The 16,116-nt window shown below is 36.2% G+C and carries 15 protein-coding genes; 11 read left to right on the forward strand and 4 right to left on the reverse strand.

Translation table 11 applies throughout. The annotated features are described in order from the left end of the window. Positions 1 to 337: 337 nt before the first annotated feature. From O0955_RS01230 to O0955_RS01250, 5 genes are all read left to right on the forward strand, one after another. Positions 338 to 1,636, forward strand: a complete 1,299-nt coding sequence (locus tag O0955_RS01230; RefSeq protein WP_269425707.1) for a hypothetical protein — start codon at positions 338 to 340, stop codon at positions 1,634 to 1,636. A 15-nt stretch (positions 1,637 to 1,651) separates the two neighbouring features. Then, positions 1,652 to 2,338, forward strand: a complete 687-nt coding sequence (locus O0955_RS01235; RefSeq protein WP_269425708.1) for a toxin-antitoxin system YwqK family antitoxin — start codon at positions 1,652 to 1,654, stop codon at positions 2,336 to 2,338. Positions 2,339 to 2,454: 116 nt separating this feature from the next. After that, positions 2,455 to 3,348 (forward strand): lipoyl synthase, encoded by an 894-nt coding sequence (gene lipA / locus O0955_RS01240; RefSeq protein ID WP_269425709.1) that lies wholly within the window; start codon positions 2,455 to 2,457, stop codon positions 3,346 to 3,348. Between the two features lie 48 nt (positions 3,349 to 3,396). Then, positions 3,397 to 3,948, forward strand: coding sequence for an RNA polymerase sigma factor (locus O0955_RS01245; protein WP_269425710.1), 552 nt, complete (start codon positions 3,397 to 3,399; stop codon positions 3,946 to 3,948). A 2-nt stretch (positions 3,949 to 3,950) separates the two neighbouring features. Continuing rightward, positions 3,951 to 4,796: an anti-sigma factor gene (locus O0955_RS01250; RefSeq protein WP_269425711.1), complete on the forward strand. Its 846-nt coding sequence runs from the start codon at positions 3,951 to 3,953 to the stop codon at positions 4,794 to 4,796. 17 nt (positions 4,797 to 4,813) lie between these two features. On the opposite strand, the gene O0955_RS01255 is transcribed toward O0955_RS01250, so the two are convergent. Then, positions 4,814 to 6,322 carry an NAD(P)H-hydrate dehydratase gene (locus O0955_RS01255; RefSeq protein WP_269425712.1) on the reverse strand — a complete coding sequence of 503 codons (1,509 nt, stop codon included), beginning with the start codon at positions 6,320 to 6,322 and terminating at the stop codon, positions 4,814 to 4,816. 151 nt (positions 6,323 to 6,473) lie between these two features. Between O0955_RS01255 and yiaA the strand changes: the two genes are divergently transcribed. Then, on the forward strand, positions 6,474 to 6,881 hold the full coding sequence (yiaA, locus tag O0955_RS01260; RefSeq protein WP_269425713.1) for an inner membrane protein YiaA: 408 nt from the start codon (positions 6,474 to 6,476) through the stop codon (positions 6,879 to 6,881). 117 nt (positions 6,882 to 6,998) lie between these two features. Here the strand turns inward: yiaA and O0955_RS01265 are convergent, their stop codons facing one another. Further along, the gene (locus O0955_RS01265; protein ID WP_269425714.1) at positions 6,999 to 9,074 is read right to left on the reverse strand and encodes a M48 family metallopeptidase; all 2,076 of its coding nucleotides are present in this window, start codon (positions 9,072 to 9,074) and stop codon (positions 6,999 to 7,001) included. Positions 9,075 to 9,204: 130 nt separating this feature from the next. On the opposite strand from O0955_RS01265, the gene O0955_RS01270 reads away from it, so the two are divergent. The 5 genes from O0955_RS01270 to O0955_RS01290 all read left to right on the forward strand — a co-directional run bounded on the left by O0955_RS01270 (position 9,205) and on the right by O0955_RS01290 (position 13,697). Continuing rightward, entirely contained in the window at positions 9,205 to 9,909 is a 705-nt protein-coding gene (locus tag O0955_RS01270) for a gamma-glutamyl-gamma-aminobutyrate hydrolase family protein (protein ID WP_269425715.1), read from the forward strand. Positions 9,910 to 9,916: 7 nt separating this feature from the next. Next, positions 9,917 to 10,534 carry a hypothetical protein gene (locus O0955_RS01275; protein WP_269425716.1) on the forward strand — a complete coding sequence of 206 codons (618 nt, stop codon included), beginning with the start codon at positions 9,917 to 9,919 and terminating at the stop codon, positions 10,532 to 10,534. Positions 10,535 to 10,599: 65 nt separating this feature from the next. Further along, entirely contained in the window at positions 10,600 to 12,549 is a 1,950-nt protein-coding gene (locus O0955_RS01280) for a beta-N-acetylhexosaminidase (RefSeq protein ID WP_269425717.1), read from the forward strand. 255 nt (positions 12,550 to 12,804) lie between these two features. After that, on the forward strand, positions 12,805 to 13,266 hold the full coding sequence (locus O0955_RS01285; RefSeq protein ID WP_269425718.1) for a BON domain-containing protein: 462 nt from the start codon (positions 12,805 to 12,807) through the stop codon (positions 13,264 to 13,266). A gap of 8 nt (positions 13,267 to 13,274) precedes the next feature. Next, entirely contained in the window at positions 13,275 to 13,697 is a 423-nt protein-coding gene (locus O0955_RS01290; RefSeq protein ID WP_269425719.1) for an SH3 domain-containing protein, read from the forward strand. 317 nt (positions 13,698 to 14,014) lie between these two features. Here O0955_RS01290 and O0955_RS01295 read toward each other — a convergent pair whose 3' ends face one another. Further along, complete coding sequence (locus tag O0955_RS01295) at positions 14,015 to 14,977, reverse strand: FKBP-type peptidyl-prolyl cis-trans isomerase (protein WP_269425720.1); 963 nt, start codon at positions 14,975 to 14,977, stop codon at positions 14,015 to 14,017. Between the two features lie 149 nt (positions 14,978 to 15,126). Next, positions 15,127 to 16,113 carry an FKBP-type peptidyl-prolyl cis-trans isomerase gene (locus O0955_RS01300; protein ID WP_269425721.1) on the reverse strand — a complete coding sequence of 329 codons (987 nt, stop codon included), beginning with the start codon at positions 16,111 to 16,113 and terminating at the stop codon, positions 15,127 to 15,129. Positions 16,114 to 16,116: the final 3 nt, after the last annotated feature.

The raw sequence follows: 16,116 nt of genomic DNA on the forward strand, positions 1-16,116 counted from the left end.
TCTGCCCCCAAACAACAAAATTCAGACCAAAATGAAATTCTTTTAGCCCTCAATTCAAAAAAGGCACCAAAATAACATTAGAAAAACAAAATGTTCTTCTACAAAATAGAAGTTTAGCGAAATATTCAAATCCAAACCCCATCAATTAGCGCATTTAAGTTGCAATGCTACTTTATGCTTTAATCTTATTTCGGTGATAACTGATGCAAACCATAAAATCTGCCTGGTAAAGCCCGAAAAGTATCTGCAAGTAAATATTTCTCCTTAATTTCATTCGCAGCACTGAGATTTATATATTAGACGACCGGATAATTTGAAATCAGATATAAATTAACTTATGAAACAGCTCGTTTTACTCTCTTTAGTTCTTCTTTTGTGTGGTTGTTCTAAAACAAAAACAGATCAGGCTTTGCTCGAACTGGATAAAAAAGAACTGGCCGCCAGCATTAATTATGATAAAATTCTATTTTACAAATTTGCTAAAATTGCCATCAGGTCTTCTGCCGTTCAGGATACAACAATGCCCGAATACAGGAAATTTGTACATGAATCTTTAAACCTGCACCGCACTTTAAGCAATATAAAACCAAACAGTAAAGAAAGCATTTCAGTTGTAGATGCCTTATTGATTTACAATGATTACCGGAAAGTGAAAAATTTTGTAAAAAATACCGACGAAGATATTTTTCCCTTGTTGATTGAGGGCTTTAATGGAAACCGCGATAGTGTTAAAACTCAAAAATTACTGGCAGCAGGTGATAAATTGTATTATCAAAATGTAGAACATGCGATTTTAAGTATGGCTGTGCTGGCCACAAGAGATTTAGGTCGCGAATTTGCGCTTTACGAATGTTCCAAAACACAACCTGAACTATTAAAGGACAGCGAAGAAAAAACCCTTTTGGAATTTATCAGGGGCTTTTTGTTTTTCAGTCACAAACTTCTTTATCTGTCTGAAGATGGTTTATCCAGAAACATTACCTGGTTGGAGAAAAACAAAAACATACCCTTGCCCTATACCAGGGCATTATTTGGCTGGGGCAACTTAAATAACGAACAAACCAACGTTGGCTTTCATAGTATGAATGTATTGTTCAGAGGTTTCGACAGGCTAATGATGGAGAGAGAAATTGATGAAGAAAGAGCATTACAGGACTTTGAGCTTTTTTTAAAGGATACTGAAACATTAGGCTTACAAAATGAATTAATCTGGTGTGTTGAAAGTTATTTATACCTGAAAAGGGAAAAGCCAGAAAAGGCAACTGTAGCATTAAATAAATTAAGAAAGAGCCCTTTATTAAGTAATGATGAAAAAGAAGCCATTGATAAAACAATCGTTTATTTAAAAGACAGAGATTCTGACTCGAAACTTAAAGGGATTTACGATAAGTATTTCATAGGTAAAATTGCCACCAAATATATGTTTGCTAAACTGGCTCAGGTAGATTGGGAAAAGGTGATGAAACAGCAAAATGTACCTCATACCGCTGAACTTTTTGCAACGGTACGAAAAGTAAGAACACTTACCGATGCCGTTGATCAATACACCAATGAAAAAGCCATTGAAAAAGGGAAAACAACAATTAAAGAAACCGGAAGTAACTTGTTGGATAAAGCAAAGGGCATATTTAAATAGTAAAAATTAAAATTCATGATAAAATTAATCTCTCTTTTTGCACTACTATTGGTGTCAACGAGCTCGTTTTCGCAAGAAAAAACAATTTATTTTGACGCAGACTGGCAACCAACTACAAAAAATAAAATGGTTTATTTCAGACCTGTACCTAAAGCTGTAAATGGTAAATTTTTATTTAAAGACTATTACAAATCTGGCAAATTGCAATTTGAGGGTTTTTCGTTATCTAAAACGGAGGAAAAGTTTGAAGGCCTGGTAACGTATTATGGAGAAGATGGACAAAATCTGGGACAATCTAATTTCAAGAATGGTATTTTAAACGGTGATTTTACAATTTACTATCCTGATGGCAAATTGAAATCTAAGGGAACTTACCTTGGTGGAGAAGTAGAAAAGAGCTTGTCTTTTAATTACAGAGGTTTGGAGGATTGGAATGAAGAATACGATTTAGCGACAAAATACAATGGAGCGCAGAAAACTATTGAAATTATTTTTGATGGGAATATAAAAGGAATCAGAAAAGAAACTTTTTTTGAGGACAGGATGATTAGAAGTTATGATGAAACAGGCAAACTAATTGGAGAAGTAACACTGGATTATAACGATGAACCTGTTGCCGGAATTGTAGCTGACTATATTTTCTCGCCAATGAAAGTTGAAAAAATCCATACTTATAAAGATGGGAAAGAAGTGATAAAATAACATTGATTGTGTTAGGTTAATGTCTCATTCAGTCCAATCTGTTTAATTAAAAAACATTACAACTTCCAAACATTTCATTATTACAAGTTTTCAGCAGGATTGTTTAACTTTGCAGCATGATTGATTTACCGGTAGTACCTGCTGTTACAGAAGTTAAGCGCAAACCAGATTGGTTAAGAGTTAAATTGCCTGTTGGTAAGGAATACGCACAGGTGCGTAGCCTCGTTGATACGCATAAGCTGCACACCATTTGCGAGAGTGGCAATTGCCCTAATATGGGCGAGTGCTGGGGCGCCGGTACTGCAACCTTCATGATTTTAGGTAATATTTGTACCCGAAGCTGCTCTTTTTGCGCTGTTGCAACCGGAAGGCCTTTAGCCGTTGATGTTGATGAGCCAAACCGTGTTGCCAATTCGGTCAAATTAATGGGCGTTAAACATTGCGTAATTACGTCAGTAGATCGTGATGATTTAAAAGATGGCGGTTCCATTATCTGGGCCGAAACTTTACAAGCCATCCGCCGCGAAAGCCCAATTACAACCTTAGAAACTTTAATTCCCGACTTTAAAGGTCAGTGGGATAATTTATACCGTGTTTTAGAAGAAAGACCAGAAGTGGTTTCGCATAACATGGAAACGGTAAAACGCCTGACCAGACAAGTGCGCATCCAGGCTAAATATGATAGAAGCTTAGAAGCTTTAAAAAGAATATCAGAGTTTGGTTTACGTACCAAAACCGGAATTATGCTGGGTTTGGGAGAAACTCAAGAAGATATTTTTGAAGCCATGGATGATTTGGTGGCTAATGGTGTTCATATTTTAACCTTAGGTCAGTATTTACAACCAACCCGCAACCACCACCCTGTTGTAGACTGGATTCACCCGGATACTTTTGCGATGTATAAAGAGGTTGGTTTGGAAAAAGGTTTAAAATATGTAGAAAGCGGTCCGTTGGTTCGTTCTTCTTATCATGCTGAAAAACACCTGTTCCCAATTGAGGGAATTAAGTAAAAAACATTTCTTTGTAATTGTTGTTCAGTAGTGTATATTAGCTAACCGGTGAGCGCATTAAAAAAATCTACCCTAACTGAGCCTGAACTTATTTTAGCATTGCAGCAAAAAGATCCTGCAGTATTAAAGACGATATACAGCATGTATTCATCGGCGCTTTATGGTGTAATTTCACGTATTATAACCCACACCGAACTTGCAGAAGATGTTTTACAGGAGACCTTTGTGAAGATTTGGCAATCTGCTGCACATTACGATCAAACAAAAGGACGTTTATTTACGTGGATGATGAATATTGCCCGTAATCTCTCTATAGACAAGCTGCGTTCTAAAGACTTTAAGAATTCACTCAAAAACCAAGATATAGAAAATAACGTAAGTTTCGTTGATGAACAAAACAAGGTTACATTTAATCCGGATGTACTTGGGGTTAAGCAACTTGTAAGCAATCTTAAACCTGACTTACAAGCGGTTCTTGATTTAGTTTATTATAAGGGTTTTACACATGTAGAAGCCGCAGAAAAGTTAAATTTGCCTTTAGGAACGGTTAAAACCCGAATACGAATGGCCATTATAGAATTGAGAAGGAGTTTTAATTGAGCGTGGAAAATTTAAAAGCATATATCGAATCCGGAGTACTTGAACTGTACGTTTTAGGTGATTTATCACCTGAAGAAGCAGCTCAGGTTGAAGAAATGGCAGCGCTTCATCCTGAAGTAAGAACTGAACTTGCTTCTATTGAGGAAGCTATGGAGCAATATGCTATACAAAATGCTGTAGACCCATCTGCTAATGTAGAAACCAAACTACTTGATGTTTTAGGTTTAAATCCGGAAGAAGAAAAGATTAAAATTCCGGTTGCCGCAGAAGAACCTAAAATTATACAGCTTGATACCAATAACAGTAAAATAAAAACATTACGTTATGCACTAGTTGCTTGCGTAGCTTTGCTGGTTGTTAGTATAGCTGCACTATTTGTAACTTATAACAAACTTACTGCTGCACACAATGAAATTGTAAGTTTAAATATTGATAAACAAAAATTTGCTTCAAATGCCAGTAAAATGGAATTTGAAAATGCAGGTTTGGAGAATATGATTGCCATGCATGATAGCAAAGAATGGGCAACGATTAAATTACAGGGGGTAAAAACCAGTCCATCATCTAAAATGATGGTTTATTGGAATAAAGAAAATAAAAGCGTTTTAATAAATTATGCGGCAATGGATTTGCCTAAAACAGACGAGTCGCACGAATACCAGTTGTGGGCGCTTGTTAATGGCAAACCGGTTAGTTTGGGTGTGTTTGGAAGTGATGACAGGGCCAAAGAAGCTTTAGTTAAAATGCAAACCATTGAAGAAGCACAGGCATTTGCTGTTACTATTGAGCCGATGGGTGGCAGCATTAACCCCACAATGGAGAAAATGCTGGTTATGGGCGGTGTTTAACCGACAATAACCACATCCTATGAACCTGTTAAGGCCCTTATTTCCTTAGAAATCCTTTTCGCAAGCTGCGATGCGGTCACTACAATTCTTTTTTTAGCCAGGTCATCACCTGCCCTGCCATGAATGTAGCAAGCTAATATTGCAGCATCTTCTGAAGAATAACCCTGTGCGGCAAAAGAAGCTATTATCCCCGTCAAAATATCGCCCATTCCACCCTGTGCCATAGCGGCGTTTCCTGTTGGGTTAATAATTACTTTTCCACCTGGTGTGCAGATAAAAGTAAACTGATTTTTCAGCACAATAACTATTTTCAGTTCCCTGGCTTTATTTTTTGCCGTTTCTACCCTATCCCACCAGCTTTCGTGTTCTCCAAAAAGCCGGTCAAATTCTTTCATATGCGGGGTTAAAATTGAATTTACAGGTAGTTTATCCAATAAATCTTGTCGGTCTGATACTATATTCAAGGCATCAGCATCAATAACCAAGACCTTATTATTTGCAATATTATTTGCAATTAAAGATTCTAAAAGCCGTTCATTTTCTATTGAAACACCCAAACCCGGTCCTATTGCAATAGACTGATACTTAGCCGGATTTTCTATTCTGGTATACTCATCTCTCGGCAAAGCCATCACCTCTGGTAATACGGCATTCAAGGCCGTTAATCCGCTTTGAGGAATACAGGCTGTTGTTAAACCTGCACCTGCATATAAACAAGCCATTGAAGAAAGCAATGCCGCCCCCATAGTATTGGTGTTTCCTGCAATAATTAAAGCATGACCATAGGTTCCTTTGTGGCTAAAAATTTTTCTCGGTTTTAATCGCTCTGCAACATCCTGTTTTTCGATAAGGTAAAAGTCTGTGGTAGATTTTTGAATAAAATCTTCATCCAAGCCAATTTCAGCAACTTCAAAATGCGCTGTTGCTGCTACCGACTCCGGGAAAAAGAAATTAATTTTTGGCCTTTGGAAACAAATCGTTTTGTAAGCTTTAATACCGTTGTAAGGCGCTGGGATTTTACCTTCGGCAAAGAAACCTGTTGGCGCATCAACTGCATAAATCTTTTTATTTAATTGGTTAATTGAAGCTACCAATTCCAGGTAATCCCCTTTTAAAGGTTTATTTAATCCCGAACCTAAAATGGCATCAATTATTAAATCGGCATTTATGTTTTTAAATGCGGAAGGCTGATCTATTTTAATTTTTAAACAACGGGTTTCTTCAAGTCTTTGCAAATTAATCGTATAATCATCGCTTTTTTGAGCTGAAAAATTAACCAGGTATACTTTTAAATTTTTGTAGCCTGCCCCGAGTAATAAATAAGCAATCGCCAGGCCATCACCCCCATTATTTCCTTTCCCACATAAAACAGCTATATTTTTCCCGGCATCAGGCTCGTCTCTTATAAAATTTTTTACAAATGACTTAGCAGCCTGCTCCATTAAATCAACAGAAGCAATTGGTTTATTTGCGATGGTATATTCATCGGCTTTACGCATTTGAACGGATGTTAAAAGGGTTTGCATATAACTAAGATAATCTTTAATCCCTTAATAAAATACGCTTAAAGCGGATATTGTTTTAAGTATTGCCTAAAGATATATTTTAAGCAAAAAATACCATTTAAATATATTTAGCGTTTGTACATCAACAAATTAAAACTCTAATCTAAACAAGATGAATCAAAAACCATCGAATGCATTCATTGCAGCTGCGTGGATTGCATTATGTATCGGCATGATCGGCTTTATTATCGGTTTATGGCGATCAGACATGTTACTAAATGAAAAAGGATATTATTTTACCGTATTGATGTTTGGCCTTTTTGCCGTAGTATCTTTACAAAAAGCAGTTAGGGATAAACTTGAAAACATTCCCGTTACCGACATTTATTATGGATTAAGCTGGTTTTCGACCATTTTAACCATTGCATTATTGGTTATCGGACTTTGGAATGCAACACTTTTGCCCAGCGAAAAAGGTTTTTACGCCTTTGCATTTTTACTTTCTCTCTTTGGAGCCATATCCGTCCAAAAGAATACGAGGGACAGTCAGATCATTAGCAGGAATCAAAATCCAGATTAAATTTACCAGGCCGGTTGTTCAAGCAACCGGCTTTTTTTATTCATTTTATCCCGATTAAATTAGCAATTCCTTTGACAGACTCAGGATGACAAATCTATATCTGATCCCGCTTTATGCTTATGCGTTTAAAACCGAAACCTCCATGCTGGCTTCAAAACCTAGTAATGCTTTTTTAGTCTTAAAATGATATTCGGTAATGAGGTAAGCAAAATCATCCATTGCAGCAAAAAGTACTTTTAACTCTTCATCGAAATATAAAGTCCCGGCAAAATATTTAAAATTTACATTCAGGTATGCTGTACTACGTTCTTTTATTTCTGGTGTAATTAAAGATTCATAATCAGCAGATTCCAATAGTTCAGAAAGCTTTTCTTTAAATTTTACTTCTTCATTTTTCACAATAAGCATCTTTTGTCTTATGATTTCAAAAGGTGTCGTCGCATTCATAAAAGAAGTAGCATCCAATAAATCCTGATGTACTTTTTGTTGAATGTTAAAAGTCTCTGCAACACTGATATACTTCGAATAATATGCTTTAAATGTTTCGGTTTGCTGTTGTTCTGAGGCTTTGAATCTAAAATACTCAAAAATACGATGGTCAAAGTCCTTCAATTTCTTATCGTTACTTTCAACCTCCTTCTTTAACTGATCAATCAGTTTTTTACAATCGGCTACGGTATATTTCTGACCGTCATAATCAAAACTTTTTATTTTTATGGCTCCGGCATCAATTCGATCAATCGTGTCCAAGTCTGTAATTGCACTTCTGCTTTCAAAAATTAAAGCCAGATTTTCATCACTGAATAATTCTTCGGCGTTGATATTAAAAGGCTGAACAGGTTTTTCAAAAACATCATCCTCAAATTCGGTTATTGGATTTCTATAATCGAAATAAGCGTTAAAGACTTCAGGAAAAGAGTTAATAGCATTCTCTCTTACAAATTCTTCCTCAAATTGTTTAAAGCTGGTTATTGCAGGGCTTTTCTCATAATTTACCCGGCTAAAAATACCTTCGGTAATTTTTTTCAGCAGGTCTTCTTTATCATTTAATAAATCGATGGCAATTCCTTCCTGATGATTTTTTAAGGGAATGTTCAGCTTTTTTAAATGAGCGATCCGATCTTCAGTACCTGGATGCGATGCCCATTGATCTTTAAGCACCAACCTGGATTTATTAAATTTCTTATTGTAATCTTCCGAGATTTGAGGTAAGCCTCCATCAATAGATAAACGTTGCACCTTAGCCAAAAAGTTCATAATAAAATATTGTTGCGGGTAAATGTTATCCGTACGTTCATTAACCGATATTTTTTTGCTGTAGTAATTAAATACTGTATCTAAAGAATAATCAGCCAGTTGCAACCTCAGCAAAGAAGTAATCAATGGTTTAGAACCTGCAACATGTGCTGCAACCGTATCGGCATGAAATTCCATTTCTCTGGAAAGTGCCAAATGGCTTAAATTTACAATATCATAAACTTTAGTCAGCAAGTACTGTATTCCGGAGACTACTTTGCCTGCCAGCACCACAAAAATAGCGAAGTAAGAACTTAGACTGGCCAGTCTTGCTACCAGATTATTGTAACCCTCGTTATTATAAAGCATGTTATAAATAATCTGATTTACATTATAAACGTAACTCCCCACTTTCATACTCCTTTGCGAAAAATGGCCAAACTCATGAGCTAAAATGGCTCTTAACTCATCCGTGGAAATGGTATTCATTAAACCCAAACCAACCTGCAGATTTTTTTTAACCGGGAAAAACATACTCCAAAAGCTCGAATCGTAAAAAACAGATGCATTAACTTCTGACGAAACATAAACTTTCTTCGGAAAATGGGTACCTACTTCTTCTACAATCGAGTTAATCAGGTTAAACAACCGGGGCTGCTCCGCTTCGGTAATTTCTGTCAAATGGGAGCGATCTATTTTGTTACTGCTGAATATGAATTTCAGTAAAAAGAATACGATTAAAAACCCGAAAGAGCATAAACCTGCACAAAGCATGAATGTAATAAACATAGGCTTTGCAGCAACCAACATAATACCTGCGTAACAGCTTAAAATGGTTAATCCTATGGATAAAGCGATCAGAAATAAGTATGTAAATATAAATAGAGCAATGGCCCATACTGATTTGGTCGCCATTTTTTGAAACTGTTTTGAGGGTTTAAGAGCGTCTTCTGTCATTATAAATCTTTATTAAATACTGCAAGTTAATAAAATGATAATAACTGCAAAAGGTGATAAATTATAAAATATGTATTAATCTTTTCAGCTGATTTATATCTTTATCAATCGAATATTTACCGGATTATTTATGAGTGATAAAATTATTATTGGCGTTACCGATTGCAGCAAATATGAAATCTACAGCAATTGGGTATTATCTTACAACAATCGTGTTGAAGTGATTAAACTGGGCTATAAGCTTAACAATTTTGACGACATCAAGCATTGCCAGGGAATTGTTTTGACCGGAGGGGAAGATGTGCATCCGCGTTTTTATAATCATCCTGAATATTACCAGTATTGCTATGAGGATGATATTGACGAGCAGCGTGATGAGTTTGAGTTTAAAATTTTAGACTATACGGAAAAGCATCAAATTCCTTTATTGGGTATTTGCCGGGGTATGCAAGTTGGAAATGTATATTTTGGTGGCACATTAATTCCGGATATTGCCACCTGGGGTAAATTCGATCATGCTAAAATGCCGGATAAAAGCGACCGCTACCACGAAATTATTGTTAATTCGTCTTCCTGGTTAAACAGAATTGTAAATACAGATAAAGGAATGGTGAATAGTAACCACCACCAAAGTACAGACCGGACGGGTAAAAATTTAGTAGTAAGCGCCCTGTCTCCGGATGGAATTGCCGAGGCTATGGAAAGATTGCATCCTGAAGGAAAATCTTTTTTGTGTTTTGTACAATGGCATCCCGAAAGGTTAAAAGACCAGCAAAGCCCTTTCAGTAAAAACCTGCACGAAACTTTTATAAGTGCAATTATTCATTCCAAATAAATATATAATGATACCAATAGATGATATCAGAAAAAACTATAAGCGCTTTGATGATGAAACGATAAAAAAAATTGCCTTAAACCCTAAAGGAATTAGAAAAGATATAGCCGAAGTTTTAAATGAGGAAATCCGAAACCGCAAACTGGGTATAGGTTTAATAAAGTGGATAAACCTTGAAACAGACAGCTATGAAGGATCAGCAAGAGAAGAACTGCTATCTAAAATAAAACAATCAATCTGCACAAACTGCGATAACGGAACCAACTTAAATGGTTATCAGTTTACCACTATTTATTCTTTTGTAATAGGATCAACCCGGGATGTAAAAACAAAAATTATTTGCAGCAATTGTGCAGGCAAAATGCGCAGCAGGAGCATGTTTTTAACCTTTTTATGCGGATGGTGGTCTCCAGGAGGTATTTTTGCCACACCATTTTCTCTTATATTTGATGCATGGGCATCGCTTAGAACAAAGAAATACAGTAAAGAAATTTTAGATGCATTTATTGCCGAATATACAGGAACTCTGAGGGCTATCGAAGAAAGCAATCAGAAAATTGAGTTTATCATTAAAAAATTTAACGAGAGCAGCACCGATACAGAATCAGATGAATTATTCTCCTAAACTCAATTCTTTTTTAATAAATTGCGCCTTAATACTCATTTGGTTAATCCGTATTTAATTATTTAATGAAGAAATTATTTCTGTTGATTTCTTGCTGCATTTTATCAGCGAGTTCATTTTCACAATCTATAGTAAGCGAAACCGAAATTGGTGATGCCGAAGACATGATCTCACAAACGCCTATTGCCATTATACCTGAACCTGTTTCTTTGATGAAAAAAGCAGGAACTTTCACATTACCTCAAAATGTGGTTATCCTGGTACAAAAAAATGGTGAATTGAAGGAATCCATTGCTTACTTATCTGAAAGGATAACAAAAGCAACCGGCAAATCGGTAAGCACGCTAAGTGCCTCAACCCATCCAACAATTAAATTAATTTTAAATACACAGGAAGAGGCCCAACTGGGAGCAGAAGGCTATAAATTAAATGTTAATCCTACTCAAATTGTAATTACGGCAAATAAACCTGCTGGTATATTTTATGGGGTACAATCTTTAATTCAATTATTTCCTGCGGAGATAGAGAGTAAAGAACTGGTTAATAATGTAAAATGGAAAGCGCCTTGTGTAGACATTATAGATTACCCTAAATTGGTTTGGAGAGGTTTGATGTTTGATGTTGCCCGTCACTTTTTTACCAAACAGGAAGTTAAGCAGTTTATCGATAATATGGTTCGCTATAAATTTAACCTGCTCCATTTACACTTAACGGATGACGAAGGCTGGAGGATAGAAATAAAAGGCTTACCTAAACTAACAGAAGTTGGTGCCTGGAATGTTAAAAAAACCGGAACTTTTGGTGATTTTATCCCACCTACTGCTGATGAACCCCGCACCTACGGCGGATTTTATTCTCAGGAGGATATTAAAGAACTGGTACAGTATGCACAGGAACGTTTCGTAAATATTTTGCCCGAAATTGATGTTCCTGGTCATAGTTTAGCTGCTATTGCTGCCTATCCTGAATTATCATGCACACCGGAAGCCGTGAATTACAAAGTGCGCTCAGGAGAAAAAATTATGGACTGGAGTCGCGGTGCCCCACCAATTGCACTTGTAGACAATACACTTTGCCCTGCAAATGAAAAGGTTTATAGTTTTCTGGATACCGTAATTACGCAGGTGGCTAAACTTTTCCCTTTCGAATATATCCACATGGGTGGAGATGAAGCATCGCATAATTTCTGGGAGAAAAACGATCAGATTAAACAGTTAATGCAACGTGAAGGTTTAAAAACCATTCCTCAGGTACAAGCTTATTTCGAAAAGCGGGTAGAGCAGATTGTAATTTCAAAAGGCAAGAAATTTATGGGCTGGGATGAAATTTTAGAGGGTGGTGTATCTCCAACAGCAGCAGTAATGAGCTGGAGAGGAATGAAATATGGCGTACAGGCTGCTAATGAAAAACATCAGGTGGTAATGAGCCCTACAGAGTTTGCCTACCTTGATTATATGCAGGCCGATGTTATTACCGAACCTAAGGTTTATGCTTCACTTAGATTAAATAAGACTTATCAGTTTAATCCTGTTCCGGCAGGCGTTGATGCCAAATATGTTATGGGCGGGCAGGCCAATCTTTGGACAGAGCAGGTTTACAATATCCGCCAGGTAGAGTATATGGTTTGGCCACGTAGTTTTGCAATTGCTGAATCTGTTTGGAGCCCTATTGAAAAGAAAAACTGGACCAGCTTTGCTGAACGTACGGAATTGCAGTTTAAACGCTTAGATTTTTCTGAAACCAAATATTCCCCTGCTATTTACGATCCGGTTTTTAGTATAAAACGCTCACCAGACAGGCAATTAATGATTGAGTTAACCACAGAAATTGATGGTTTAGATATTTATTACAGTTTCGATAACTCGAGTCCTGACCGTTTTTATCCAAAATATACTGCAGCTTTGGTCCCGCCTAAGGATGCAAGTATGCTGCGTGTAATTACTTACCGCGGTAAACAGCCTGTAGGCAGGTTAATCAGTATGCCTATTGCTGAATTAAATAAAAGAGCAAAATAATACCAGCATTATATTTCAGTCTTTTGTAACAAAGGACTGAAATATTTTCTTCGTAAAGCCTTTTGAATTAGCACTTTCCTACGCATGTGAAATCAATGTTAGAAAATAATTTCACTATTTCATTTCCAATTTAAAGACAATCTCTATCTTAGTTAAATCAAAGTCATCCTTTTTTTAGTTTAATAATATAGAATCATCCTAATCATTCTATAATTTTATTTAATAATTAATAATAACCACTGTTAAAACAAAAAGATGAAAACAACTAAATTTTTAATGAGTATGGCCATCGCATCCAGTCTATTTTTTGTAGGCTGTGGACCAAAAGATGCTGATCTTCAAGCTGCCATTCAGGCTAAAGAGGCTGCAGGAGTTACTGTAGCAGTAGCAAAAGGAAATGTTACGTTAACTGGTGAAGTTGCAGACGAAACTGCTAAAGCAGAAGCAGAAAAGATTGCTAAAGCAGAAAAAGGTGCTAAATCTGTAGTGAACAGTTTAACGGTTAAACCTGTTGTTCCGGTTGTAATTGCCGAAGATACAACATTGATTAAAAATGTTGCAGATGCAGTTAAATCTTTCCCAACAGTAAAAGCAGACGTTAAAGATGGCGTAGTTACCTTAACTGGTCAGATTACAAAGGCTTCTTTAATTACTTTAATGCAACACGTTGCTGCATTAAAACCTAAAAAAATTGAAAATAAATTAACAGTAAAATAACGAAAAACATGTCATTACAAGAGAAATACGCAGGATTAACAAATGCTGCAACAGCAGCAGGGATTGCTGATTTGGCCGTACGTGAACAGGACGGTATTTTATATGTTGATGGTACTGCTCCGGATGGTGCTACAAAAGATCATCTTTGGGAAGTTTACAACCAAATCGATCCTAACTTTGCTACCGGTGATTTAGTTTTAAATGTAAACGTGGCAATTGATGCTGCCGTTACACATGCAAAAGTAATTACAGAGAGCAGCAATTTAAACATCAGAAAAGGCCCGGGTACAGATCAGCCAATTGTTGGTAAAGCTGCACATGGCGAAGTGATTACACTTGTAAACAGAAGCAATGACTTATGGTGGCTTGTGCGTACAAATGATGGAGAAGAAGGTTATTGCTATGCTAAATACTTAGAGCCTCAGGCATAATATTTTTGAAATATTTTAAAAGCCATGACGATAATTGTCATGGCTTTTTTTGTTGGATTAAATTGGATACATACAAGCTCTGGTTATTTAAACCCGATTGTACGAATGCCGGTTTTTTCTATCGGCAGCAGGGAAAGCGGGACTACAGAAACCGATGAGCACTAGTAGAATTGCTTTCCAAAAAGAAAGAGATCGTTTGAGGTACTACTCCGATAGATTAGAGCCTGTGGGTATCTCAAGATAATAGGCTCCAGACTAAGAATCATAAAAAAAGCCCTGCTAACGAATTAGCAGGGCTTTGTTATAGCTTAAGATTATTACTTAGCAGAAGCTGTACTTTTGATAATCTGTTTCAATTCAATATCAAAAACCAATGGGGTAAATGGATTAATCGGACCGCCACCGTTTTCGCCGTAAGCCAATTTTGATGGAAGGATAATTTTAACTTTCCCTCCTGCTCCAATTAACTGTACACCTTCAATAAATCCCTGAGGTAACTGACCTAAAGGCATTGCACGTGGTGCATATTGAGCACTTGGTGAATAAATACCGGCTTCTTTTGCTATTTTTTCATCTGAAGTATCAAAAACATTGATCTTTCCATTACCTTTTTTGTTGGTAAACTGACCAGTATAGTTAATTACAATGGTATCAGTTAAAGAAGCACGCTCTGCATTACCAGGTGCTCCAATCACATATTGTAAACCCGAAGCAGTCGTTTTAGTGGTCAGGCTATTTTCAGAGATGTATTTTTTAATTTTACCATCTTCTGCACCTTTATTTTTAGCAATTAAAACTTTGTATTCGGACTCAAAGAAATCTCTTTTCTTTTTTTCGAAAGCTGAATCTGCTTCGTTAGCTACTTTATGTAAAACTTTCTCAATTTTAACTGTAAAAGTTGAAAAATTATCTTTTGAACCAGTCGGTTTCGGTTGCCCCGAATATTTAGCCATCGAGTCGAGGTTAAGTTTAAATACAGCACTATCGCCTTCTCCTAATAATTTTAATGCAGCAACCATGTCGCCTTTAAACATTGGTTTTCCAATCGGAAAAAATGCCGGACGTTCGTTATCGTAAGTATTTACCAGGGTAGAATCGCCATTGGTTTTAGTTTCAATAGACTGTACAGCATTTAACTTTACATAATCACCTTCCTGGATCTTTGGTTTACCTTCACTCTTATAAATTTTGTAGGTCATATCACCTTCACCCTTTTTGAAGTTATTACAAGCAGCCAGGCCCAATGTTGCTGCAAATACAATTACAATTCCTTTTTTCATATATAGTTTATTTAATAGCAATGACAATGCCGCAAATATAGTTTATAATAATATGTATGTTATAAAATCAGTGTAAAATGTATTTTCGGCTTAATAAAAAAGTCCTGCTCAAATTAATGGGCAGGACTTTTAATCTTTGTTTAAGTATTTTATTTCTTAACAACAGGCGGAGCTACTGGCTGAGCAGGAGCAGTACCTTTTTTGATGTCTTTAATTTCGATTTCAAAAACAATCGGGCTGTAAGGCATAATACCAGCCTGCATTGCACCTTGTTCGCCATAACCTAAGTTAGAAGGAATAATTGCTGTGATTTTACCGCCTTTACCAATTAACTGAATTGCTTCTGTAAAACCTGGAATTGTACCTCCAACAGCCATTTTAGTAGGGCCATACGGTCTGCCAGCCTGGAATTTTCCTTCAGCTTTAGCAATTTTTTCATCGCTGGTATCAAATATAGTATAGGTACCTTTTTTATTTTTCTTGGTTAATTTACCAGTATAATTTACTTCAACTGTATCGCCAAGAGCAGCACGATCAGCACTTCCTGGTTTTTCAATAATGTATTGTAAACCCGAAGCTGCAGTTGTTGTTTTTAATTTATTATCGTCTACGTAGCTTTTAATTTTTCCTGCTTCAGCTTTTTTCTTAGCTTCCATTGTGGTTTTATAATCAGTCTGGAAAAACTCTGAAGCTCTTTTTCTGAATAAAGAATCTGCTTCGTTAGCATTCTTTTTAAATACTTTTTCAATTTTAACGGTAAAAGTGATGTATTTATCGTTTTTAAATTGTTCTGGTTTAGGCTGTTTGCTGTAAAAAGCCATCGTATCTAAATTCACCTTAAATGTAGCGCTATCGCCTTCACCAAAAAGGGTTAAAACATCATTCATATCACCAGCGTACATTTTCTTTTGAGCTGGAAATACTTGTGGCATTTCATTATCGTAGGTGCTGGCTAAAACAGAATCTTTATCATTTTTTTGAACGAAGTTCATTTTAACGATATCACCTTCTTTAATTTTCTCTTTACCGTCAGAATGATAAATCGTATACAATAAGCCTCCCGCACCTTTTTTCTCTTGGTTACAAGCAGCTAATCCTAGTGTTGCTGCTGCCAGAATAATAATTCCTCTTTTCATTTA

This window comes from Pedobacter punctiformis (assembly GCF_027213715.1).
Classification (GTDB): domain Bacteria; phylum Bacteroidota; class Bacteroidia; order Sphingobacteriales; family Sphingobacteriaceae; genus Pedobacter; species Pedobacter punctiformis.